The organism is Pseudomonas sp. TE24901 (assembly GCF_054058375.1).
Genome location: NZ_JBSSAF010000020.1, coordinates 83,111 through 104,560, shown reverse-complemented (window position 1 = coordinate 104,560; position 21,450 = coordinate 83,111). Strand labels below are relative to the sequence as shown.

General features: G+C 63.1%; 21 protein-coding genes. 9 read left to right on the top strand and 12 right to left on the bottom strand.

Annotated features, from left to right (window positions below; genetic code table 11):
- Positions 1–395 precede the first annotated feature (395 nt).
- Together ACVWVP_RS28895 and atzF are read right to left on the bottom strand one after the other, a co-directional pair.
- A complete protein-coding gene (locus ACVWVP_RS28895; protein WP_457409435.1) occupies positions 396–1,082 on the bottom strand; it encodes a GntR family transcriptional regulator in 687 nt (228 codons plus the stop codon).
- A 2-nt stretch (positions 1,083–1,084) separates the two neighbouring features.
- Entirely contained in the window at positions 1,085–2,881 is a 1,797-nt protein-coding gene (gene atzF, locus ACVWVP_RS28890) for an allophanate hydrolase (protein WP_457409433.1), read from the bottom strand.
- Positions 2,882–3,147: 266 nt separating this feature from the next.
- Here atzF and ACVWVP_RS28885 point away from each other — a divergent pair, with 266 nt between their 5' ends.
- Both ACVWVP_RS28885 and ACVWVP_RS28880 read left to right on the top strand, forming a co-directional pair.
- Positions 3,148–4,524: a pyridoxal-phosphate dependent enzyme gene (locus ACVWVP_RS28885; protein WP_457409431.1), complete on the top strand. Its 1,377-nt coding sequence runs from the start codon at positions 3,148–3,150 to the stop codon at positions 4,522–4,524.
- The gene (locus ACVWVP_RS28880) at positions 4,521–5,687 is read left to right on the top strand and encodes a cystathionine gamma-synthase (RefSeq protein WP_178926103.1); all 1,167 of its coding nucleotides are present in this window, start codon (positions 4,521–4,523) and stop codon (positions 5,685–5,687) included. Before ACVWVP_RS28885 ends, ACVWVP_RS28880 begins: the two co-directional genes overlap by 4 nt.
- Before the next feature lie 841 nt (positions 5,688–6,528).
- Here the strand turns inward: ACVWVP_RS28880 and ACVWVP_RS28875 are convergent.
- Positions 6,529–8,727, bottom strand: coding sequence for an OsmC domain/YcaO domain-containing protein (locus tag ACVWVP_RS28875; protein WP_457409430.1), 2,199 nt, complete (start codon positions 8,725–8,727; stop codon positions 6,529–6,531).
- A 133-nt stretch (positions 8,728–8,860) separates the two neighbouring features.
- Here ACVWVP_RS28875 and ACVWVP_RS28870 point away from each other — a divergent pair, with 133 nt between their 5' ends.
- Positions 8,861–9,481: a LysE family translocator gene (locus tag ACVWVP_RS28870; RefSeq protein WP_259171552.1), complete on the top strand. Its 621-nt coding sequence runs from the start codon at positions 8,861–8,863 to the stop codon at positions 9,479–9,481.
- Here the strand turns inward: ACVWVP_RS28870 and ACVWVP_RS28865 are convergent.
- The 3 genes from ACVWVP_RS28865 to ACVWVP_RS28855 are packed head-to-tail and all read right to left on the bottom strand — an operon-like array spanning position 9,468 to position 12,204.
- A complete protein-coding gene (locus tag ACVWVP_RS28865; RefSeq protein WP_457409428.1) occupies positions 9,468–10,652 on the bottom strand; it encodes an arabinose transporter in 1,185 nt (394 codons plus the stop codon). The two genes, ACVWVP_RS28870 and ACVWVP_RS28865, sit on opposite strands and share 14 nt — an antisense overlap.
- Positions 10,653–10,665: 13 nt before the next feature.
- Positions 10,666–11,532, bottom strand: coding sequence for an SDR family oxidoreductase (locus tag ACVWVP_RS28860; RefSeq protein WP_259171554.1), 867 nt, complete (start codon positions 11,530–11,532; stop codon positions 10,666–10,668).
- A gap of 15 nt (positions 11,533–11,547) precedes the next feature.
- Entirely contained in the window at positions 11,548–12,204 is a 657-nt protein-coding gene (locus ACVWVP_RS28855) for an O-methyltransferase (RefSeq protein ID WP_457409426.1), read from the bottom strand.
- A 112-nt stretch (positions 12,205–12,316) separates the two neighbouring features.
- Here ACVWVP_RS28855 and ACVWVP_RS28850 point away from each other — a divergent pair, with 112 nt between their 5' ends.
- The gene (locus ACVWVP_RS28850; protein WP_457409424.1) at positions 12,317–12,949 is read left to right on the top strand and encodes a TetR family transcriptional regulator; all 633 of its coding nucleotides are present in this window, start codon (positions 12,317–12,319) and stop codon (positions 12,947–12,949) included.
- On the opposite strand, the gene ACVWVP_RS28845 is transcribed toward ACVWVP_RS28850, so the two are convergent.
- On the bottom strand, positions 12,936–13,829 hold the full coding sequence (locus ACVWVP_RS28845; protein ID WP_259171557.1) for a LysR family transcriptional regulator: 894 nt from the start codon (positions 13,827–13,829) through the stop codon (positions 12,936–12,938). The two genes, ACVWVP_RS28850 and ACVWVP_RS28845, sit on opposite strands and share 14 nt — an antisense overlap.
- A 104-nt stretch (positions 13,830–13,933) precedes the next feature.
- Between ACVWVP_RS28845 and ACVWVP_RS28840 the strand changes: the two genes are divergently transcribed.
- From ACVWVP_RS28840 to ACVWVP_RS28830, 3 genes are all read left to right on the top strand, one after another.
- Positions 13,934–14,227: a muconolactone Delta-isomerase family protein gene (locus tag ACVWVP_RS28840; protein ID WP_259171558.1), complete on the top strand. Its 294-nt coding sequence runs from the start codon at positions 13,934–13,936 to the stop codon at positions 14,225–14,227.
- Positions 14,228–14,249: 22 nt separating this feature from the next.
- Positions 14,250–15,245 (top strand): aldo/keto reductase, encoded by a 996-nt coding sequence (locus ACVWVP_RS28835; protein WP_259171559.1) that lies wholly within the window; start codon positions 14,250–14,252, stop codon positions 15,243–15,245.
- A gap of 292 nt (positions 15,246–15,537) precedes the next feature.
- The gene (locus ACVWVP_RS28830) at positions 15,538–16,839 is read left to right on the top strand and encodes an NAD(P)/FAD-dependent oxidoreductase (RefSeq protein ID WP_457409422.1); all 1,302 of its coding nucleotides are present in this window, start codon (positions 15,538–15,540) and stop codon (positions 16,837–16,839) included.
- Between the two features lie 6 nt (positions 16,840–16,845).
- Here ACVWVP_RS28830 and ACVWVP_RS28825 read toward each other — a convergent pair whose 3' ends face one another.
- Positions 16,846–17,352, bottom strand: coding sequence for a GNAT family N-acetyltransferase (locus tag ACVWVP_RS28825; RefSeq protein ID WP_457409420.1), 507 nt, complete (start codon positions 17,350–17,352; stop codon positions 16,846–16,848).
- Positions 17,353–17,487: 135 nt separating this feature from the next.
- On the opposite strand from ACVWVP_RS28825, the gene ACVWVP_RS28820 reads away from it, so the two are divergent.
- Positions 17,488–18,042, top strand: coding sequence for a cysteine hydrolase family protein (locus ACVWVP_RS28820; protein WP_178925725.1), 555 nt, complete (start codon positions 17,488–17,490; stop codon positions 18,040–18,042).
- A 22-nt stretch (positions 18,043–18,064) separates the two neighbouring features.
- Here the strand turns inward: ACVWVP_RS28820 and ACVWVP_RS28815 are convergent, their stop codons facing one another.
- Both ACVWVP_RS28815 and ACVWVP_RS28810 read right to left on the bottom strand, forming a co-directional pair.
- Entirely contained in the window at positions 18,065–18,496 is a 432-nt protein-coding gene (locus tag ACVWVP_RS28815; protein WP_457409418.1) for a bleomycin resistance protein, read from the bottom strand.
- A complete protein-coding gene (locus ACVWVP_RS28810) occupies positions 18,493–18,948 on the bottom strand; it encodes an HIT family protein (RefSeq protein ID WP_457409416.1) in 456 nt (151 codons plus the stop codon). Before ACVWVP_RS28810 ends, ACVWVP_RS28815 begins: the two co-directional genes overlap by 4 nt.
- A gap of 60 nt (positions 18,949–19,008) precedes the next feature.
- Here ACVWVP_RS28810 and ACVWVP_RS28805 point away from each other — a divergent pair, with 60 nt between their 5' ends.
- Complete coding sequence (locus ACVWVP_RS28805) at positions 19,009–19,653, top strand: aspartate/glutamate racemase family protein (protein WP_457409414.1); 645 nt, start codon at positions 19,009–19,011, stop codon at positions 19,651–19,653.
- A gap of 4 nt (positions 19,654–19,657) precedes the next feature.
- Here the strand turns inward: ACVWVP_RS28805 and ACVWVP_RS28800 are convergent, their stop codons facing one another.
- Together ACVWVP_RS28800 and ACVWVP_RS28795 are read right to left on the bottom strand one after the other, a co-directional pair.
- Positions 19,658–20,449: a helix-turn-helix domain-containing protein gene (locus ACVWVP_RS28800; protein WP_457409412.1), complete on the bottom strand. Its 792-nt coding sequence runs from the start codon at positions 20,447–20,449 to the stop codon at positions 19,658–19,660.
- Complete coding sequence (locus tag ACVWVP_RS28795; protein WP_457409409.1) at positions 20,446–21,396, bottom strand: LysR family transcriptional regulator; 951 nt, start codon at positions 21,394–21,396, stop codon at positions 20,446–20,448. Before ACVWVP_RS28795 ends, ACVWVP_RS28800 begins: the two co-directional genes overlap by 4 nt.
- Positions 21,397–21,450: the final 54 nt, after the last annotated feature.

Here is a 21,450-nt window from a genome sequence, read left to right as displayed (position 1 = left end):
GCAGCCTCGCTAAAGCTCGACAGCTCCCACAGGGATTTGTGCAACGATGAAGATCCCCTGTGGGAGCTGGCTTGCCTGCGATAGCGGCGGCACAGTCAACAGTGATGTCGCCTGAACCGCCGCCTTCGCAGCCTCGCTGAAGCTCGACAGCTCCCACAGGGGGCTGTGCAACGACGAAGATCCACTGTGGGAGCTGGCTCGCCGGCGATGGCGGCGGCACAATCAACAGTGATGTCGCCTGAACCGCCGCCTTCGCAGCCTCGCTAAAGCTCGACAGCTCCCACAGGGATTTGTGCAACGACGAAGATCCACTGTGGGAGCTGGCTTGCCTGCGATGGCATCCACGCGGTGTACCTGAGCACACCGAGGCGCCTGCATCGCCGGCAAGCCGGTTCCTACACGGGCCTGGGGCCCGCTTGCCGTGCCATCTGCAACCGGTGCAACGTGATCTCGCGCACGGCTTGTTTGCTCAACTCGATATGTCGCGTGAGCAGTTGCTGGGCCACGTCACTGCGCCGTTGCAAGATGGCCTCCAGGATATGTGCATGCTCCTGATAGGTCGCCGCAATGCGCTCGGCCTGGGTAAAGTCGAGCCGGCGAATGATGCGGATCTGCTCGGTAATCGCGTAGTGCATGCGCGCCATTTCACGGTTGCCGGTGGCTTCCACCAGCGCGCAATGAAAACGCTCATCCAGCGCGGACACCTCCTGAGGGTCTTGCAACCGTTCATCTTCCGCCACCAGCCAGATACCCTTCAGCGCGTTCAACACCGAATTGTCGGATGCCTCCATCCGGCATAGCCGGCTGACCGCCGCCAGTTCCAGCACGATGCGCACGTCATACAGTTCTTCAAAATAGGCAAAATCGAACGCCTTAACCTGCCAGCCGCTGCGGAAATACACCTCCACATAGCCTTCCTTCTCCAGGCGATACAGCGCCTGGCGCACCGGCGTTCGGCTGACGTCCATGCGCCCTGCCACATCGCCTTCGCTGAAGCGATCCCCCGGCAGCAGGCGGAAGTCGAAAATATCCGCCTTGAGTTGCGTGTACACCTGCTCGGCGAGGTTGTCAGGGCGCGGCATGTTCACCCTCGGCTCGCAATAAACGCGCGCCAGCCGCCGAACTCGGTGATGTCCAGCGCGTCGGCCAACGCCCAGGGTTCACAGATAAAGCCTTTGACGCTACGCCCGTCCGCCAGCACCACGTTGCCAATCCCCAGGGGCGCGGGGATTTCTGCGACGAACTCGCCAAAGCGTGCAAGGGGCATGTCCCAAAGCTCTACGATGATCGAGCGCCCACTGTCGGCCCTGGCCAGCCCCGGCTTGGGCGGCACGGTGCCCGGCAATGCGTACAGGCGGTAGCTGTCAGCGGTGTGGGTTTGCTCCACCAGCACCGCATTGCGCTTGGTCAGCTGGAAATTCAGCGGCATGCCAGTCAGGTGCGCGCCCACCACGGCCACACGCACAGACCCCGGCGCCTGCACGGGCACGTCGGGTGCGGGCAGAGAACGCCCGGTCGCGCCCAGATTAAGGCCGAGATTGGCCTGCCAACGCTTGCCCAGATCAGCCAGCGCCGTGTCATGCCAGGCCGGTGCCAATAAGGTAATGCCACTGGGCAAACCATCGGCACGCAACCCGGCGGGGAGCGCGAGGGCCGAGAGGTCCGCCAGGTTGGTGAAGTTGGTGTAATAGCCAAATTGCGAGTTGTAGCGCACCGGCTCCTCGGCCATTTCAGCCAAGGTGCGAAGGGTCGGTGACGTAGGCACCAGCAAGGCATCAAAACCTGCCAGGCTGTCGTTGATACGCCGGCTCAATTCGGCGCGCAGGTATTCGGCTTTGTAAGCATCACACGCCGTGTACTGGCGACCGTTTTCAACGATACCGCGCACCACGGGGCTGATCGCCTGGGGCTGATGCTCAAGCATGCCTTCCAACGCCACCGTGCGTTCGGCCACCCACGGCCCGAAATACAGCTGATCGGCCAGGGCCTTGAACGGCGTGAAATCCACCGGGCTGATCACTGCGCCCAACGCCTTGAAGTGCTCGACGGCCTGCTCAAACACCGCTTGATTCTGGCTATCGCCGAAGAACTCCAGCTCAGCCGGGATCGCCAACTTGATCTGCGCCCCCACCGCCACCGGCGCTGTGTTGGGATTTGCCCGGGAATACGCGTCGCTGGCGTCGTAGCCAGCAGCCACCTGCGCCACGCGTTCGGCATCGGCCACGGTCAGGGCGAACACCGAGATGCAATCCACTGTGCGGCAGGCGGGCACCAGGCCGGTGTTGGACAGCCGCCCCTTCGTCGGCTTCAAACCCACAATATTGTTGAAGCCTGCCGGCACGCGGCCCGAGCCTGCGGTGTCGGTGCCCAAGGCGAACGGCACCAGCCCACGGGCCACCACCGAGGCCGAGCCGGAGCTGGAACCGCCGCTGACGTAGGCCGGGTCGAAGCTGTTGCCCACCGCACCATAAGGCGAACGTGTGCCCACCAGGCCGGTGGCGAACTGATCGAGATTGGTCTTGCCCACCAGGATCGCGCCCGCCGCGCGTAGCTTGGAGACGACAGACGCATCTGATTCAGGTGCGTAGGCAAATTCAGGACAAGCCGCCGTGGTGTCCCACCCTGCCGCATCGATGTTGTCCTTGATCGCAAACGGCACGCCATACAGTGGCAACTGAGCCATGTCGCCGCCCAGGGCCGCCAAGCGTTCGCCGAGTTCGTCCAATTGCGCCTGCAGTTGCGATGGACGGGCGCGGGCGATCCAGGCGTTGTCATCGGCCGGGTAGGCATCGATCAGGTCCAGCACGATATCCGGCGTGATTGCGCCGTTGCGGTAAGCCGACTGCCATTCGCCAAGGGTCCAGCCAAAAACGGTTTGCATAGGGAATCCCATCTTGTATCCAAGTTTGGATTTCCTTTAGCAAAGCCCGGGCCATCCACCAAAAGCCACTGTTTACGGGCTTGCGCCCGCTTTACCCTGGTTCAACCCTGCCCACTGATGGCGCACACGGGCATCGCCCATGCGCCAAAAAAAGACATTCATCGGACCGCCCGGTTGCGACCCGCCCGATAGCGGCCTATGTTCCAAGCCATGCGTTTTAATTTGCTGTCCCCCTCCCTACGCCCTTCCCGTACCCAGGTGACGACATGCCCACGCTTTCCCGCCCCGCCGTCCTCGAACTGATCGGCAATACGCCGCTGGTTCGGGTCAGCCGTTTCGATACCGGCCCGTGCACGCTGTTTCTCAAGCTCGAATCCCAGAACCCTGGAGGCTCCATCAAGGACCGCATCGGCCTGGCCATGATCGACGCCGCCGAGCGCGATGGCCGCCTGCGCCCAGGTGGCACCATCATCGAGGCCACCGCCGGCAACACCGGCCTGGGCCTGGCACTGGTGGGCCGGGCCAAAGGCTACCGGGTGGTGCTGGTGGTGCCCGACAAGATGTCCACCGAAAAGGTGCTGCACCTCAAGGCCATGGGCGCCGAGGTGCATATCACCCGCTCGGACGTGGGCAAGGGCCATCCCGAGTATTACCAGGATGTCGCAGCACGCTTGGCCAAGGACATTCCCGGTTCATTCTTCGCCGACCAGTTCAACAACCCGGCCAACCCGCTGGCCCACGAAACCAGCACCGCACCGGAGATCTGGGCCCAGACCCAGCATGACGTGGACGCCATTGTGGTGGGCGTCGGCTCGGCCGGCACCCTCACCGGCCTGACCCGTTTTTTCAAGCGCGTGCAGCCTGAGCTGGAAATGGTACTGGCCGACCCGGTTGGCTCGGTGATGGCCGAGTACAGCCGCAGCGGCAAGATGGAAACCCCCGGTTCCTGGGCCGTGGAAGGCATCGGCGAGGATTTCATTCCGTCGATCGCCGACCTCTCCAGCGTGCGCCACGCCTACTCCATCAGCGATGAAGAAAGCTTCGACCATGCCCGCCAACTGCTGCGCGCCGAAGGCATCCTCGGCGGTTCGTCCACTGGCACCCTGCTCGCCGCCGCCTTGCGTTATTGCCGCGAACAGACCGAGCCCAAGCGCGTGGTCACGTTCGTGTGCGACACCGGTACGCGCTACCTGTCGAAGGTCTACAACGACCAATGGATGAAAGACGCGGGCCTGCTGCAATACAAGCATTACGGCGACCTGCGCGACCTGATCGCCCGCCGTTTCGAAGACGGCCGCGTGATCAGCGTGAGCCCCGACGACACCCTGCTGACCGCCTTCCAGCGCATGCGCCTGGCCGACGTCTCGCAGTTGCCGGTACTGGTGGACGGCCAGAAGCTGGTAGGCGTGATCGACGAGTCCGACATCCTGCTGGGCCTGCACCACGACGCGGCGCATTTCTCCATGACCGTCGACAGCGCCATGACCGACACCTTGCAAACCCTGGCCCCCAGCGCCAGCCTGGCTGAATTGCAGGCGGAACTGGACCGCGGCCTGGTCGCCATCATTGCCGACGCGTCGGGCTTTCATGGCCTGATCACCCGCGTCGACCTGCTCAACCACCTACGGAGATCCCTTGCATGAGTCAGTCCGATAAAAGCGCGTTTGCCACCCGTGTGATCCATGCCGGGCAGTCCCCCGACCCGACCACGGGCGCGCTGATGCCGCCGATCTACGCCAACTCCACCTACCTGCAAGACAGCCCCGGCGTGCACAAAGGCTTTGACTACGGCCGCTCCCACAACCCGACGCGCTTTGCCCTGGAACGCTGCGTGGCCGACCTGGAGGGCGGCAGCCAGGCGTTCGCCTTTGCGTCCGGGTTGGCGGCGATCTCAACGGTGCTGGAATTGTTGGACGCCGGTGCACATATCGTCTCCGGCAACGACTTGTACGGCGGCACCTTCCGCCTGTTCGACAAGGTGCGCCAGCGCAGTGCCGGGCACCGTTTCAGCTTTGTCGACTTGAGCGACTTGTCGGCATTCGAGGCGAGCTTACAGGACGACACGCGCATGGTCTGGGTCGAGACCCCGAGCAACCCGCTGTTGAGCCTCACCGACCTGAGCGCCATCGCGCGCATCTGCAAGGCGCGCGGCATCATCTGCGTGGCCGACAATACCTTCGCCAGCCCGTGGATCCAGCGCCCGCTGGAGTTGGGCTTCGACATCGTCGTGCATTCCACCACCAAGTACCTCAATGGCCACTCGGATGTCATCGGCGGGATTGCCATTGTCGGCCACAACGCGGAGTTGGCTGAGCGCCTGGGCTTTCTGCAGAACTCGGTGGGCGCCATTGCCGGGCCGTTCGACGCCTTCCTCACGCTGCGTGGGGTAAAAACCCTGGCATTGCGCATGGAGCGTCATTGCAGCAATGCCCTGGACCTGGCGACCTGGCTGGAGAAACAACCGCAGGTGTCGCGCGTCTACTACCCCGGCCTGGCCTCGCACCCGCAGCATGAGCTGGCGCGCCGGCAGATGCGTGGGTTCGGCGGGATGATTTCGGTGGACCTCAACAGCGACCTGGCGGGCGCCACGCGTTTCCTGGAAAACGTGAAGATCTTCGCCCTGGCCGAAAGCCTCGGTGGTGTGGAAAGCCTGATCGAACACCCCGCCATCATGACCCACGCCAGCATCCCGGCCGCCACGCGCGCGCAGTTGGGCATTGGTGACGGGTTGGTGCGGTTGTCGGTGGGGGTTGAAGATGTGGAAGACCTGCGGGCAGACCTGGCCCAGGCGTTGGCCCGCATCTGAAAGCCCCCCTGTAGGCGCTGGCTTGCCAGCGATGGCGGTGGGTCAGCTGCAACTCTGCCGGCTGATGGATCGCTATCGCCGGCAAGTCGGCTCCTACAGGTCAGCCGGTGTACTCGGTCAACTGTGGGAGCTGGCTTGCCTGCGAAAGCGGCGGCACAGCCAATAGAGATGTCGCCTGAACCACCGCCTTCGCAGCCTCGCTGAAGCTCGACAGCTCCCACAGGGGTCTGTGCAACCACGAAGATCTACTGTAGGCGCTGGCTTGCCAGCGATGGCGGTGGGTCAGTTGCAACTCTGCCGGCTGATGGATCGCTATCGCCGGTAAGCCGGCGCCTACAGGTCAGCCCGTGTACTCGGTCAACTGTGGGAGCTGGCTTGCCTGCGAAAGCGGCGGCACAGCCAATAGAGATGTCGCCTGACCCACCGCCTTCGCAGCCTCGCTGAAGCTCGACAGCTCCCACAGGGATCTGTGCAACCACGTAGATCTACTGTAGGCGCTGGCTTGCCAGCGAAAGCGGCGGCACAGTCAACAGTGATGTCACCTGAACCACCGCCTTCGCAGCCTCGCTGAAGCTCGACAGCTCCCACAGGTATCTGTGCAACCACGAAGATCTACTATAGGAGCTGGCTTGCCAGCGATGGCGGTGGGTCAGCTGCAACGCTGCCGGCTGATGGATCGCTATCGCCGGCAAGCAGGCTCCTACAGGTCAGCGGGTGTACTCGGTCAACTGTGGGAGCTGGCTTGCCTGCGATGGCGGCGGCACAGTCAACAGTGATGTCACCTGAACCACCGCCTTCGCAGCCTCGCTAAAGCTCGACAACTCCCACAGGGGACCTTGTGTCAGGCCGAGGTGATGTTGGCCCGCGCGGCGTGCAGCTTCTTGTAGCTCTCGATCAGGCGCTGATGGCGGTCCAAACCTTCGAGCTTCAGGCTGGTCGGCGTCAGGCCATAGAAGCGCACATCACCATTGACCGAGCCAATCACCGCGTCCATACGCTCATTGCCAAACATGCGGCGGAAGTTGGCTTCGTAGTCGTCCAACTCAAGATCGTCGTCCAGTTCCATCTCCAGCACCACATTCATCGCCTGGTAAAACAGGCCACGTTCGACGGTGTTGTCGTTGTACTGCAGGAACATCTCCACGCACTCCTTGGCCTCTTCATATTGTTTCAAGGCCAGGAAGATCAGCAGCTTCAACTCCAGGATGGTCAACTGCCCCCACGCGGTGTTGTCGTCGAATTCGATGCCGATCAGCGTGGTGATGTCGGTGTAGTCGTCCAGCTCGCTTTCGATCAGGCGCTCAAGCAACGCTTGCAACTCATCGTCGTCGAGGCTGTGCAGGTTGAGGATGTCGGCCCGGAAGAACAGCGCCTTGTTGGTGTTGTCCCAGATCAGGTCATCCACCGGATAGATTTCCGAGTAGTCCGGCACGAGGATGCGGCAGGCGGTGGCGCCGAGGTGTTCGTACACGGCCATGTACGACTCCTTGCCCATGCCTTCGAGAATGCCGAACAAGGTTGCGGCTTCCTGGACGTTGGAGTCTTCGCCCTGGCCGGTGAAGTCCCACTCGACAAACTCGTAATCCGACTGAGCACTGAAGAAGCGCCACGACACCACGCCGCTGGAGTCGATGAAGTGCTCGACAAAGTTGTTCGGCTCGGTCACCGCCTGGGCTTCGAAGGTCGGCGCCGGCAAGTCGTTCAGGCCTTCGAAGCTGCGGCCTTGCAGCAGCTCAGTGAGGCTGCGCTCCAGCGCCACTTCCAGGCTCGGGTGCGCGCCGAACGAGGCAAACACGCCACCAGTACGCGGGTTCATCAGGGTCACGCACATCACCGGGAACTCACCGCCCAGGGACGCATCCTTGACCAGCACCGGGAACCCTTGCGCTTCCAGGCCCTGGATGCCGGCCAGGATGCCCGGGTACTTGGCCAACACCTCGGCAGGCACGTCCGGCAAGGCAAATTCACCTTCGATGATTTCGCGTTTCACCGCCCGTTCGAAGATCTCCGACAGGCACTGCACCTGCGCTTCAGCCAGGGTGTTGCCGGCGCTCATGCCGTTGCTGAGGTAGAGGTTTTCGATCAGGTTGGACGGGAAATACACCACTTCACCGTCCGACTGGCGCACGAACGGCAGCGAGACAATGCCGCGTGCCTCATTGCCCGAGTTGGTGTCGAACAGGTGCGAACCGCGCAATTCGCCCTCGCGGTCGTAGACCTTGCGGCAGTAGGCGTCGAGAATTTCGCTGGGCAGCTCGTCGTTGGGGCCCGGCTGGAACCAGCGCTCATCCGGGTAATGCACGAACGGCGCGTTGGCCAGTTCCTCGCCCCAGAATTGGTCGTTGTAGAAGAAGTTGCAGTTGAGCCGCTCGATGAACTCGCCCAGGGCCGACGCCAGTGCGCCTTCCTTGGTGGCGCCCTTGCCGTTGGTGAAACACATCGGCGAGTGCGCGTCGCGAATGTGCAGCGACCACACGTTGGGCACGATATTGCGCCACGAGGCAATTTCGATCTTCATGCCCAGGCCCGCCAAAATGCCGGACATGTTGGCGATGGTCTGCTCCAGCGGCAGGTCCTTGCCCGCAATGTAGGTCCCGCCGTCGGAGGTCGAGTTGGGCATCAGCAAAGCCTGGGCATCGGCGTCGAGGTTTTCCACTTCCTCGATCACGAACTCGGGGCCGGCCTGCACGACTTTCTTCACGGTGCAGCGGTCGATGGAACGCAGGATGCCCTGGCGGTCCTTGTCGGAGATGTCGGCCGGCAGCTCGACCTGGATCTTGAAGATCTGGTTGTAGCGGTTTTCCGGGTCGACGATATTGTTCTGCGACAGGCGGATGTTCTCGGTGGGGATGTTGCGCGTCTGGCAATACAACTTCACAAAGTACGCCGCACACAACGCCGACGACGCCAGGAAATAGTCGAACGGACCCGGGGCCGAACCGTCGCCTTTGTAGCGGATCGGCTGGTCGGCAATCACCGTGAAATCGTCGAACTTGGCTTCAAGTCGTAGGTTGTCGAGAAAGTTGACCTTAATTTCCATGCGGGCACACCAGAATAACGGGCTAAACAAAATGGCCGCTATTATGAAGTTTTTTGCCGGGAAGTCCCGGGGTTTTCCGCGTTGGCTGCCGATCGGTTAACGTGTGCCCTATCCACCTTGAGGCCTGCGCTCCATGTCCATTGCCGATAACCTCCTCGCCTTCACCTTCGCCGCCACCCTGCTGACCCTCACCCCGGGGCTCGACACGGCATTGGTGCTGCGCACCGCCACGGTGGAAGGCAAGCGCCAGGCGCTGCAGGCCACCCTGGGGATCAATGCCGGCTGCCTGCTCTGGGGCGCCGCGGTTGCTTTTGGCCTGGGCGCGTTGATCGCGGTGTCGGAGGTGGCCTTCAACGTATTGAAATACTGCGGCGCGGCCTACCTGGCCTGGCTGGGTTTGAACATGCTGTTGCGCCCGCGCCGTTCATTGTCGCCGGCCGAAGCCGACGGCAAGCCCGGCAGCAACTGGTTCCTCAAGGGCATGCTGGGCAACGTGCTGAACCCCAAGGTCGGGATCTTCTACGTGTCGTTCCTGCCCCAGTTCATCCCCCAGGGCCATTCGCTGATCGCCTGGACCTTCGGCCTGGTCAGCATCCATGTGGTGCTGGGCCTGGTGTGGTCGCTGGTGTTGATTGGCGCCACGCGGCCACTGTCCGGCTTCCTGCGCCGCGAAAGCGTCATTCGCTGGATGGACCGCACCACGGGAATGATCTTTGTGCTGTTCGCGGCGCGCCTGGCGTTCAGCAAGCGCTGAGCGCGGGTTTCCTGACCAGCAGCGACCCTGCCACCGCCACCGCCAGCATCACCGCCACGGCGCCGGCGAGGTACACCGACGCCACCCCCGCCGACCCCGCCAGGGCGCCGGCCAATGGGCTGCTGATGCCCAGCGCGATATCCAGGAACGCCACGTAGGCGCCCATGGCCAGACCACGGGTTTGCGGTGGCGCCCGCTTGATCGCTTCTACACCAAACCCGGGGAAGGCCAACGAATAGCCGAAGCCGGTCAAGGCTGCCCCCACGTAGGCCATCACCGGCGAGCCCGCACCCCAGATCAGCAATTGCCCCAGCGCCTCGATCAGCACGCAGACCAGCGCCACCTTGGCGCCGCCCAGCTTGTCCGGCAGGTGCCCGAAGAACAGCCGCGCACCGATGAACGCCAAGCCAAAGGCGGTGAAGGCGAACGAGGCATTGCCCCAGTCCTTGGCGGCAAACAACAGCGCGATAAAAGCGGTAATCACACCAAACCCGATGCTCGAAAACGCCAGCCCCAACCCGGGCAACCAGACGGCGCCCAGCACTGTGTAGAACGACGTGCGCCGCTGGCTGGTGGGCGCAACGCCCTTGGCCCCCACGACGATGGCCAGCGCAAACAGCGGCAAGATCAGCGTGGCCACACACACGCCACTGAAGCCCCATTGGGCGTTGAGCGCCACGCCCAAAGGCGCCCCGAGCGCAAACGCTGCGTAGATGGCGATGCCGATCCAGGCCATGACCTTGCCGGCGTTCTGCGGCCCCACCAGGCCCATGCCCCAGCCCATGGAACCGGTGATGATCAGGCTTTCACCCAGGGCCAGCACCACACGCCCCGCCAGCAAGACCCACACCGACAGCACCGGGGTTTCCACAAACCCGAGCGACGCCAGGTACAACAGCCCGGAGCCGGCCGCCACCAGCATGCCGATCAGCATTGCGCGCTTGGGCCCACGCATATCGGCAAAGTTGCCGGCCCAGGCCCGCGACAGCAGCGCGGCGGCAAACTGCGCACCGACCACCACGCCCACCACCAGGGTGCTCATGCCCAGCGTGTGGTTCAGGTGCAGCGGCAGGACCGGCAGTTGCAGGCCGATAATCAGAAATGCGACGAACACTGCCAGGGTGATCGGCAGCAGTTTCAACAGCACCGAAGACGTACCGTGTTGTGTCATGGGAACGCTCCTGTCAGAGACTGAAATAGCCCGCTTGATCCAAGTCGCTCAGCAGGTCCGGACCTGTCGGCACCCACCCCAGGCGATCCCGGGTCTGCGCGCTGGACACCGCCATCTCGGCGCCGGCCATGTTGGCGAACCAGCCAAAATGTTCACGCGGCCGCGATTCCACCGGCACACCCAGGCGACGCCCGATGACTTCGGCGATGGCTTTGAACGGCACCGCCTCGTCCGCCACGGCGTGATACACGGCCTGGGTAACGCCCTCCTCCAGCGCCAGGCGATAGACCCGCGCTGCATCGGTGCGATACACGCCCGACCAGCAGTTGAGTCCCTCATCGAGGTAAGCCGACACGCCGGTCTCACGTGCCAGGCGGATCAGGATCGGCAAGAAACCATGGTCGCCCAGCCCATGCACCGACGGCGCCAAGCGTACCGTGGCGGCACGCACACCACGCTCGGCCAAGGCCCTGGCGGCGAATTCGGATTTGCGCGGCGACGCGCCGTTGGGCAGGTCCGCCTCGGTGGCGCCACGGGCCAGCCCGGACAACCCCGAGGTGACCAGCAGCGGCGTGTCCGAACCTCTCAGGACACTGTCCAGGGCCTCGATCACGCGCCGGTCCTGCTCGCAGTTTTCGACAAACCGCGAAAAGTCATGATTGAACGCGGTATGGATCACCGCGTCGGCGGTCCAGGCCGCGCGACGAATTGCATCCAGGTCATCCAGGGACGCGCGCAGTACCTTCGCGCCCGTTGCTGCAAGGGTTTTGGCCTTGTCATCGCTACGGGCCAGCCCGGTAACCAGGTGGCCGGCACCGATCAGGTCCTTGACCACTTCGGAGCCGACCCAGCCGGTGGCGCCTGTGACAAATACGTGCATAGGGTGACTCCTCAATTAAACCAAACGAATGGACAGCTCGATGTCATCGGCAAACGGCACCGACAGGTAACCGTTGTGCGGCGAGCGCACGTGCGCCAGGTATTCCGGGCAGTAGTTGGTGTTGTCGGCCACCACCAGGGCGCCCGGGCGCAGGTGTTTTTCCACCAGGCCAAGCACGTCGCCATACAGTGCCTTGGCGCCGTCGAGCAGCAGCAGGTCAACCGATGGCGGCAGGCCTGAGGCCAGGGTCACCAGTGCGTCGCCTTCGCGGATTTCGATCAGGTCGCTCACACCGCCTTCGGTGAAATGCTCACGCGCCAGGGCGATCTTCGACGGCTCGAATTCGCTGCCGATCAACACACCGCCACCGTTGTCACGCAGGGCGGCGGCCAGGAACAGCGTAGACAAGCCGAACGAGGTGCCGAACTCGACGATGGCCCGCGCCTGGGTGCTGCGCGCAAGCATGTAGAGCAGCGTGCCGGTGTCCCGCGAGACCGGCAGCCACAGGTCCTTGAGCAGGGTGTAAAGCGCCAGGTATTCGGTTTTGCTGTGCATCAGGCGGTTACGCTCCGCATCGGGCACGTTGGCCAGGTCCGGGCTGGTGGCGGCCTCTGCCTGGGCGTAGAGACGTTCGATCAGGGGCGCCAGTGGCGCAGTCGTCAGGGTATTCATCATTGATTTCCGTGAGGTCTGGACTAAGATGCGACTAATTCGTCGCATTGAAAGTATGCGAGTGATTCGTCGCATTCGCTATTCGCGTTCCCCCGACCCGCTGGAGCCACCCATGTCCACCCGCCAGACCCCGCGTATTGCCTCGCGCAAACAGCCACAACAGGCCCGTTCCACCGAGTTGGTGGCGGCGATTCTGGAGGCGGCTATTCAGGTTTTGGCCAAGGAAGGCGCCACCCGTTTCACCACGGCGCGGGTCGCCGAGAAGGCCGGCGTGAGTGTGGGTTCGGTGTATCAGTACTTCCCCAACAAGGCCGCGATCCTGTTCCGCTTGCAGAGCGATGAATGGCAACAGACCACCCGCATGCTGCGCCAGATTCTGGAAGACCGGCAGTTCGCGCCTTTGCAGCGCTTGCGCACCCTGGTGCAGGCGTTCATTCATTCGGAGTGCGAGGAAGCGCTGATGCGCGGCGCGCTGGACGACGCCGCGCCGCTGTATCGCAACGCCCCCGAAGCGTTGGAAGTTCGCGAGGCGGGACGTCAGATATTCCGCGACTTCATGCGGGAACTGCTCCCCGATGCATCGGACGCGACCCGCCAGCTGGCCCACGATCTGATCCAGTCCACCCTCAGTTGCGCGGGCAAGGATTTCTCCTCAACCCCGCGCACACCCGAGGCCATCGCGGTTTACGCCGGCGGCATGGCCGACATGTTCAGCGCCTACCTGACCGCGCTCAACACAAGGTGAAACGCGCCAGCGCCTCCCGGAAATGGTTAATCAACGGCTTGGGATCGTCCTTGCGCCATATCGCATGGATATCGATGCGCACCGGGAACCAGGGCAGTTCGCGAAACACCACCTTGCCCGACATGCAATCGCGAAGGCTGGCCTGGATCACTGTGATGCCCAGGCCCGCCGCCACCAGCCGCATCACCCCCAACAAATCATTTGCCTCTGCCTGAATATCAGGAGCAAAACCGCTCGCCGCACAGTGCTCCAGAAAATGCCGGCGGGCCGCCGGATTGAGCGGTTGAGCCAGCGAGACCCAGCGCTGGCCGTTGAGTGCTTCAGCAGAAATATGAGCTTGGGTCGCTAACGGATGGTCCTTGGCGAGTACCAGCAACAACGCTTCGCTGCTGACCGGCATGCTCGCGATATCGGGACTTTCGGCAACGGTGTAAACCAGCCCAAGGTCGATGGCCCTGCCGCGTAACGCCTCGACCTGTCGGGCCGAGTTCATCGGATGAATATCGAAGGTCGCCGAGGGATGCCTCGCCTGCAGGTCGGCCAAAGCGTTGGGCAGCAAATTGGAATGCATCGCCCCCTCCACATAGCCCACAGCGATATGGCCGGTTTGCCCCTGGGCAATCGTGCGCGCTGCCGCTGCCACGCTCGACGCGTGCTCCACCAGGCTGCGTGCCTCGCTCAGGAACAACCGCCCTTCATCCGTCAGGCGCATGCGTTGGCGCGTACGCTCAAACAGCTGCAACCCCAACTGGTCTTCCAACTGAATGATTTGCCGGCTCAGCGGCGACTGCGAGATGTGCAGGCGCAGCGCCGCCTGTCCTACATTTTCGGTTTCAGCGACGGCGATAAAGGCAACCAGTAAACGAAGATCGAGGGTCATGCAAATCCGGTCTCAGGTGGTGCAGAACCCGTCTTGGACCCACACCGTATTGTTTGAAATCATCACTGGGCAGTTTAAAAACACGCGCTCAAGCGAGGAAGCCCATGCAGTTCATCACGTTATCACGCCGCGTTTCGGAACGATTTTCCGATGCGGATTTTGCACCGTTTCTCGACGCCGAGGCCCAACGCGCCAGAGCGCTTTACCTGGAAGGTTTCATCCGCACTCTCTGGCACCGTGGCGACATGGGCGGCGCTTGCCTGCTGGTCGAAGCCGACAGTGAGGCCGGCGTGCGCGAACAACTCGCGACGCTGCCGCTGGTGAACAACGGCATGCTCGAAGTGACCGCCATCGTGCCATTGAAACCCTATGCCGGTTTTGGTCCTCGAACCGAATAACCCCTCAAACAGGAGAACCTCCATGCACTACGTCAAGTTAGGTCAAACCGGTTTGGAGGTGTCGCGCCTTTGCCTGGGCGGCATGACCTTCGGCCAACCCGAAGCCGGCACTCACCCATGGACACTCGACGAGCACGCCAGCCGCCCTATCTTCAAACAGGCCGTCGAACACGGCATCAACTTTTTTGACACGGCAAACAGCTACTCGGCGGGCACCTCGGAAATCATCCTTGGCAAAATGCTCAAAGCGTTCACGCGTCGCGATGAGACGGTCGTCGCCACCAAAGTGTTCTACCCCGCCGGCATGGGCCAGGGTACGGCCCGGCCGAACGAAAAAGGCCTCTCGCGCAAGGCTATCTTGGCCAACATCGACGCCAGCCTCACCCGACTGGGCCTGGACTACGTAGACCTGTATCAGGTGCATCGCTGGGATTACACCACGCCCATTGAAGAAACCATGGAAGCGCTGCATGACGTGGTCAAGGCCGGCAAGGCGCGCTACCTCGGCGCCTCGTCGATGTTCGCCTGGCAGTTCGCCAAGGCCCAGGAAGTGGCCAAGGCCAATCGCTGGTCGCCCTTCGTCTCGATGCAGAATTACCTCAACCTGATTTACCGTGAAGAAGAGCGCGAGATGATCCCGCTGTGCATCGACCAGGGCGTCGCCTTGATGCCCTGGAGCCCCATGGCACGCGGGCGCTTGACCCGCCCCCACGGGCAGCAGACCGAGCGCAGTAAAACCGACGAATTCGGCAAGCACGTATTGGATGCCACCGACGCCATTGACGGCCCGGTCATCAACGCGGTGGAACAACTGGCCAAAGAGCGTGGCGTGCCCATGGCGCAAATCGCACTGGCCTGGGTGCTGGCCCATCGCGGGGTGACCTCGCCCATTGTGGGCGCGTCCCGGGCGGCCCAGTTGGACGATGCCGTCGCGGCGCTGGACATTCAGTTGACCGCCGCCGAAATAGAGCGCCTGGAGGCCAACTACACGCCGCATGCCGTCACGGGTTTCAGTTGAGCGGCGGGGATTGTTTAACAAACCCATACCTGAAGGTTCACAAACCCTGATTGAACGTGCCTGCGCGCTTTGGGAGCATCGGCGACCATGATTTCGCTCTTGCGCCCCCTCCGTTGCCACCTGCCCGCTTCGCTGCCGAAGGCGCAGGCGCGTCCCTGCGAAAACCCGTTGTTCCATATCATCCTGGCCTTCTGGGCGCTGTGGCATTGCCGCCATGCACGTCCGCCCGACGCCCTCCTCTGATCAAGTCGAACCTGCCCCACCGGCATTCATTTATCAGAAGGATCACCCCATGCCCGCCGCCCTACGTACTGCCGAGCGCAGCGCCTCCTATTACACCGCCAGCCTCAACGACCCCACCCAGTATCCGACCTTGCAAGGCCAGGTCAGTGTCGATGTAGTGATCATCGGCGGCGGTTTCACAGGCGTGGCCAGCGCCGTTGAACTGGCCGAGCGCGGGCTGAAGGTCGCGATTGTCGAAACCCACCGCATCGGCTGGGGTGCCAGCGGGCGCAACGGCGGGCAAGTCACCGGCAGCCTGTCGGGCGACGAGGCCATGCGCCAACAGATGCGCAAGCGCCTTGGCGATGAAGTGGATGACTTCATCTGGCACCTGCGCTGGCACGGCCATCAAATCATCGAGCAACGCGTCAACAAGTACGCGATTGCCTGTGACCTCAAGCACGGCCACCTGCACGCCGCCATGAAGCCCTCGCACCTGCACGAACTGCGCGCGTTTCATGACGAAGCCCAGCGGCGTGGCATGGGCGATCAGGTCAGCCTGCTCGACAGGGCCGGCGTCCGCGAACACCTGGACAGCGAGCTGTACCTGGGCGCGCTGAAAAACACCCGCAACCTGCACCTGCACCCGCTCAACCTGTGCCTCGGTGAAGCCCGTGCAGCCCACAGCCTGGGGGCGTTGATTTTCGAGAATTCCGAGGTGCTGCAGATCGTGCATGGCGAGCGCCCTGCGGTGATTACCGCTCAAGGTCGTATCGATGCGCGCCAGGTGCTGCTGGCCGGCGACGTCTACCACAAGCTCGAACCCGGCCAACTCAAGGGCAAGATCTTCCCGGCCATGGGCGGCATCGTCACCACCGCGCCGTTGGGCGAGCTGGCACGCACCCTCAACCCCTATGACCTGGCGGTCTACGATTGTCGCTTTGTACTCGATTACTACCGCCTCACGGGCGACGGGCGATTGCTCTTCGGCGGTGGCGCCAACTACTCCGGGCGCGACTCACGGGACATCGCCGCCGAACTGCGGCCCTGCATCGAGCGCACCTTCCCGGCCCTCAAAGGCGTGGACATCGCGTTTCAGTGGAGCTGCGCCATGGGCATCGTGATGAACCGCATCCCGCAACTGGGCAAGCTGTCGGACAACGTATGGTACTGCCAGGGCTACTCGGGGCATGGCATCGCCACCAGCCATATCATGGGCGAGATCATGGCCGAGGCCTTGACCGGCACGCTGGCCAAGTTCGACACCTTTGCCGGGTGCAAGCACATCAAGGTGCCGCTGGGGGATGTGTTCGGCAACCCCATGTTGGCAGTGGGGATGTGGTACTACCAGATGCTTGAAAAGCTGCGCTGACAGGCATCAGGGCAGCCGCCATACCATGGCGCAGCGGCTGCCCTGCTCAAAACCGTGGGCATATTCGGCCGCCAGCATCTCTGCCAGGTGCGGGCTCGTTGCCGGCTCAAACCCCAGGCGCCGGTAGAACGGCGCATTCCACGGTACGTGCTTGAATGTCGTCAGCGTCACCGACTCCAGCCCGTTTGATCGCGCATGCTCCATCGCGACTTCAACCAGCTTGCGCCCCCATCCTTGGCCTTGCACCGCCTGTGCGACCGACACTTCAACGATATGCAAAGCGTCACCCTGGCGTTCTGCACTCAGGAAACCTTGCGGCGTTCCCTGTGCATCGACGACCACCCAGCACGTCGACAACGCGATCAGCTGTTGATGGCGCTCTACGCTCAAGGTGACGGTATCTGCCAACCACGCCAGGCCTTCGATCTCGCGGAATACCTGGGCAGCGGCGTGTTCAACGCCCGGCAGGAAAGGCGCGTCATCGGGTTGAGCCGGTCGAAGGTGTGCAGGCATGGGATCTCCAGTCAATCAAGGCTGAAATTCGGGGCCGCAGTGTAAAGGCAAACGGGCCAGGGATTGGAACAAATCACTGTGTAGGCTCACGCAATGGCTGTTATGTTTTGCAACTCATACGCCCAAGGACAGGCCATGGCACCGTTAGACGCAAACACCGCATTGCTGATCATCGACATGCAACAGGGCATGAACCGTCCTGATCTCGGTCGACGTAACAACCCCGACGCCGAACAGCACATGCACGCCTTGCTGACGGCATGGCGGCAGGCTCAACGCCCCATCGTGCACATCCGCCATATCTCCCGCACTCCAGGCTCGGTGTTCTGGCCCGGCCAGCCTGGCTGCGAATTCCAGCCGGCGCTGCAGCCCCTCGCCCACGAGCACGTCGTTGAAAAAAACGTCCCGGACGCCTTCGCGGCGACAGGCCTGGAGCGCTGGTTGCGCACACGCTCGATCCAGAAGTTGGTGATCGTGGGCGTCATCACCAACAACTCGGTGGAGTCCACCGCGCGCTCAGGCGGCAACCTGGGTTTTGATGTAATCGTGGCGGCGGATGCTTGCTATACATTTGATCAGACTGATCTGTCCGGGCGGGTCTGGCCTGCGGAAGATGTGCATGCGCTGTCGCTGAGCAACCTGGCGATGGATTACGCCAGGGTGATGAGCACGGTCGAAATTCTCGGTTGAACCGGCGCAAGGAGCGGCTCGGTCAGGGTACGCTGCAAGCCCTCTCCCCAAGTCGCTCCACCAACCGCACCAGATACCCGTCCGGGTCCTGCACCAGGAACTCGCGTTGCCCCACCTCGACTTCACCGGCGCGGTACCAGACATCCGCGCACGCCTTGAACAGCGGGTACGCTGCTTGTTCAAGCCGTTGCAACACCGGTTGCACCGCCGCCACATCAATCTGCAGGTTGAAGCCGCGCCCGAAAGGGCGTTGCAACTCACCGGTCTGCCACTGATTGGCGAGGGGATCGACCTGCTCCAGCATCACCTGGGCACCGTCCAGGTCGAGGTAGGCAAAGCCCTCTTCCAGCCGCTGGTAAGCCACCGTAAATCCCAGGCATAACGCCCAGAATTCCAGGCTTTTACCCAGATCCGTCACCATCAGCTCGGGCACTGATCTGTTTCTTTGCATCATGCATGGGCTCCAGGCGCACCCGTGAGGCTCAACAACTGCGCGATCTTCTCGCGCAACTCACCGTGCTGGTCTTCTGCATAGGGCGTGGCGGTTTTCCAGTCGTAGAACCACACGGGCATCTTGCGTTTGTCATCCGGCTCATCGGCGTAGCGAGGAAAGAGGTGGCAGTGCAACTCCGGTTCGGAATTGCCCAAAATCTCGTAGTTCATGCGCAGCGCGCCGGTGGCTTGCAGCACCGCGTCGCCCAGGCGGGCCATGTCGAGCAGGTAGACGGCACGGTCTTCTGGACCCAGGTCATTCAGGCTGGCCACCACCGGGTCGGGCAGCAGCAGACAGTAACCCGGCAGGAACTGCACATCCCCCATTACCGCCCAGCCGGAGGCCATGCGGCAGATGACTTTCTCGTTGGCGCCGTTGCGGGCCAGTTCTACGCGTTCCATGATGAGCGGCATGCATCGTCCCTGATGAAGTAATGTGGACGGCATCTTACCCGCCCACGCCGCGAGCGTCCCATGCGAATCACTTGCCTTCATACCGCTGCCAGTAACATCGATGTCTTTGAAGCGGCCGCAACCGCCCTGGGGATTGCGCCGGGAGTGCTGCACCACGAAGTACGCCCGGACCTGTTGGCAGCCGCAGAACACCTCGGTTACTTGAGTGACGACGTTGCTGGCACCACGGCCGAGGTACTGCTTGCGCTGGCCCGACACGCCGATGCCGTGGTGCTCACATGCTCCACCCTCGGCCCTTCGCTAGACACCATCCCTCACCCTATCCCGGCGCCCATCCTCAGAGCAGATGAGGCATTGGCGGTCGAAGCGGCCCAGGCCGGCGCGAGGGTCGTAGTGCTGTGTGCCGTCGCGACCACCCTGGCACCGACCTCGACCCTGTTTCACAGGGTCGCGCAACGAACGGGCGCGACGGTCGACGTGCAACTGGTCGCGGGGGCTTGGGACCTGTTCAAAGCAGGCGATCTGCAGGGCTACCTTTGCTCGATCGCAAAGGCCGCCGACCGCGCCTATCTGGACGGGGCCTCCATCGTCGCGCTGGGCCAGGCCTCCATGGGGGGCGCCGCGAGGCTTGTCAGCGCCGGGCCGCCAGCGCTTGCCAGCGCATCGGCCGGCCTGAAGGCTGCGTTGAACGCGATAAGGGGCTGAGCCTTCAACTCAACCGTTTACGCCGATACTCATCCGGCGTTTCCCCGGTGAGCTTACGGAACATACTGATAAACGCCGATGAACTGCTATAGCCCAGGTCAAAAGCCACCGTCTCTACCGAGTCGCCCGCCTTGAGCCTGACCAGCGACGCCGTGACCTTCAACCGCTGCTTCCACTGCGCCAACGACATGCCCAAATCCCGCTGGCAACGCCGCAACAGCGTGCGTTCGGTGGCATTGACCAACTGCGCCCATTGCGCCAGCGAACGGCTGTCCGCCGGGTTCTGCTCCAGAGCCTCAAGAATCGGCGCCAGCACCGGGTCGATGGAACCCGGCAGGTAGCTGCCCACCCGCGAGGTGCGGTTCAAACGGTCGAGCAACACCGTCAACAACCGGCCCTCCTCGTCCGTCTGCACCGGCCCGGGTGGCGCCGCGTGCAGCTCCTCCAGCAATTCGCGGATCAGCGGGGTGATGGTCAGCGCGCAGGCCTCTCGGGGCAGGCGCTCGCACAAGGCTGGCGCGATATAGAGCGAACAGTGACAGGCCTCCTGGTGGTTCATTGCGTTGTGCTCCACGTTCGGCGGCAGCCACACGCCGTATTGCGGCGGCGCGATGAAGTGCACGCCGTCGAGCTTGAGCTCCATGACGCCACTGAACGAATACACGAACTCCCCCCACGGATGACGGTGCCAGGGGTACGCCGCCGACGCGGGCATGCGCGCCGCACGGAAATAGATCGGTGCGGGCAACTCATCGGTGAACGGCGCGAGGATCAGGTGTTCGGCGGGCGTGTTCATGGGCGAGGCTTCCGGGCGGCGTTGACGTGCTCAGTATGCGCGATCCCCGTTTGCGCAGCCTGGGCACGCAGGCGTTCGAGCAGCAAACGAAACGCCGGCTTGGGCTGTCGGCGACTGGGGTAATACAAGTGATAGCCGGTGACCGTCGTGCACCAGTCCTCCAGCACCCGCACCAGCTTGCCCTCGGCGACGGATTCGGTGACGACGTCTTCGGGCAGATGCGCCAAGCCGATACCGCCCAAGGCAAAATCCAGGATCAGTGCCACGCTGTTGCCCACCACCTGCCCTTCCGGGCGTACCTTGAGTTCACGTTTGCCTTTCCTGAACGGCCAACTCCACAACCCACCCGAGGTCGGCAGGCGCAGGTTGATCCCGGTATGCGCCACCAGGTCATGGGGCGTCAGGGGTTTGGGACGGCGCTCGAAGTAGGCCGGCGAGCCCACCACAGCCATACGAAAGTCCGGGCCAATACGCACGCTGATCATGTCCTTGGCCACTGATTCCCCCCAACGAACACCGGCGTCGAAGCGCTCGGCAACGATGTCCACCATGGCGTAGTCGTCGCTGATTTCCACGCTGATCTGCGGGTAGTCCTGCATCAACCCACACACCGCGGGCGTCAGCAGCGTGGCAGAAGCATGTTCCAGCGAGGTGATGCGCAGGCTGCCGGCCGGTTTGCCACTCAGTTCCGACAGCTCGGCCAGGCCCGCCTCAATGCCGTCGAAATGCGGGCCGAGGCTCTCGAGCAAGCGTTCGCCCGCGTCAGTGGGCGCCACACTGCGGGTGCTGCGTGTCAGCAATTGCACGCCCAGGCGCGCCTCCAGCTTGCGCAAGGTACGGCTGAGCGCCGGTTGCGACACGCCCATTTGCGCGGCGGCTTTGGTAAAGCTGCGCTCGCGGGCGACGGTCAGGAAGGCTATCAGGTCATTCACGCCGTCGAGCACCATTGATACCTCTGGGTTATAGGTCCATTCCCATCATACCGTCTAATCATGAGTGAA

What these genes read in the sequence shown, in the direction of transcription:
- ACVWVP_RS28860 (WP_259171554.1), bottom strand. Translation starts at nt 11,532, where the DNA reads ATGCACGTATTTGTCACAGGCGCCACCGGCTGGGTCGGCTCCGAAGTG.
- ACVWVP_RS28845 (WP_259171557.1), bottom strand. Translation starts at nt 13,829, where the DNA reads ATGACCCTCGATCTTCGTTTACTGGTTGCCTTTATCGCCGTCGCTGAA.
- ACVWVP_RS28800 (WP_457409412.1), bottom strand. Translation starts at nt 20,449, where the DNA reads ATGAACACGCCCGCCGAACACCTGATCCTCGCGCCGTTCACCGATGAG.
- ACVWVP_RS28880 (WP_178926103.1), top strand. Translation starts at nt 4,521, where the DNA reads ATGAGTCAGTCCGATAAAAGCGCGTTTGCCACCCGTGTGATCCATGCC.
- atzF (WP_457409433.1), bottom strand. Translation starts at nt 2,881, where the DNA reads ATGCAAACCGTTTTTGGCTGGACCCTTGGCGAATGGCAGTCGGCTTAC.
- ACVWVP_RS28835 (WP_259171559.1), top strand. Translation starts at nt 14,250, where the DNA reads ATGCACTACGTCAAGTTAGGTCAAACCGGTTTGGAGGTGTCGCGCCTT.
- ACVWVP_RS28825 (WP_457409420.1), bottom strand. Translation starts at nt 17,352, where the DNA reads ATGCCTGCACACCTTCGACCGGCTCAACCCGATGACGCGCCTTTCCTG.
- ACVWVP_RS28865 (WP_457409428.1), bottom strand. Translation starts at nt 10,652, where the DNA reads ATGACACAACACGGTACGTCTTCGGTGCTGTTGAAACTGCTGCCGATC.
- ACVWVP_RS28805 (WP_457409414.1), top strand. Translation starts at nt 19,009, where the DNA reads ATGCGAATCACTTGCCTTCATACCGCTGCCAGTAACATCGATGTCTTT.
- ACVWVP_RS28885 (WP_457409431.1), top strand. Translation starts at nt 3,148, where the DNA reads ATGCCCACGCTTTCCCGCCCCGCCGTCCTCGAACTGATCGGCAATACG.
- ACVWVP_RS28820 (WP_178925725.1), top strand. Translation starts at nt 17,488, where the DNA reads ATGGCACCGTTAGACGCAAACACCGCATTGCTGATCATCGACATGCAA.
- ACVWVP_RS28795 (WP_457409409.1), bottom strand. Translation starts at nt 21,396, where the DNA reads ATGGTGCTCGACGGCGTGAATGACCTGATAGCCTTCCTGACCGTCGCC.
- ACVWVP_RS28810 (WP_457409416.1), bottom strand. Translation starts at nt 18,948, where the DNA reads ATGCCGCTCATCATGGAACGCGTAGAACTGGCCCGCAACGGCGCCAAC.
- ACVWVP_RS28895 (WP_457409435.1), bottom strand. Translation starts at nt 1,082, where the DNA reads ATGCCGCGCCCTGACAACCTCGCCGAGCAGGTGTACACGCAACTCAAG.
- ACVWVP_RS28850 (WP_457409424.1), top strand. Translation starts at nt 12,317, where the DNA reads ATGTCCACCCGCCAGACCCCGCGTATTGCCTCGCGCAAACAGCCACAA.
- ACVWVP_RS28875 (WP_457409430.1), bottom strand. Translation starts at nt 8,727, where the DNA reads ATGGAAATTAAGGTCAACTTTCTCGACAACCTACGACTTGAAGCCAAG.
- ACVWVP_RS28830 (WP_457409422.1), top strand. Translation starts at nt 15,538, where the DNA reads ATGCCCGCCGCCCTACGTACTGCCGAGCGCAGCGCCTCCTATTACACC.
- ACVWVP_RS28870 (WP_259171552.1), top strand. Translation starts at nt 8,861, where the DNA reads ATGTCCATTGCCGATAACCTCCTCGCCTTCACCTTCGCCGCCACCCTG.
- ACVWVP_RS28840 (WP_259171558.1), top strand. Translation starts at nt 13,934, where the DNA reads ATGCAGTTCATCACGTTATCACGCCGCGTTTCGGAACGATTTTCCGAT.
- ACVWVP_RS28815 (WP_457409418.1), bottom strand. Translation starts at nt 18,496, where the DNA reads ATGATGCAAAGAAACAGATCAGTGCCCGAGCTGATGGTGACGGATCTG.
- ACVWVP_RS28855 (WP_457409426.1), bottom strand. Translation starts at nt 12,204, where the DNA reads ATGAATACCCTGACGACTGCGCCACTGGCGCCCCTGATCGAACGTCTC.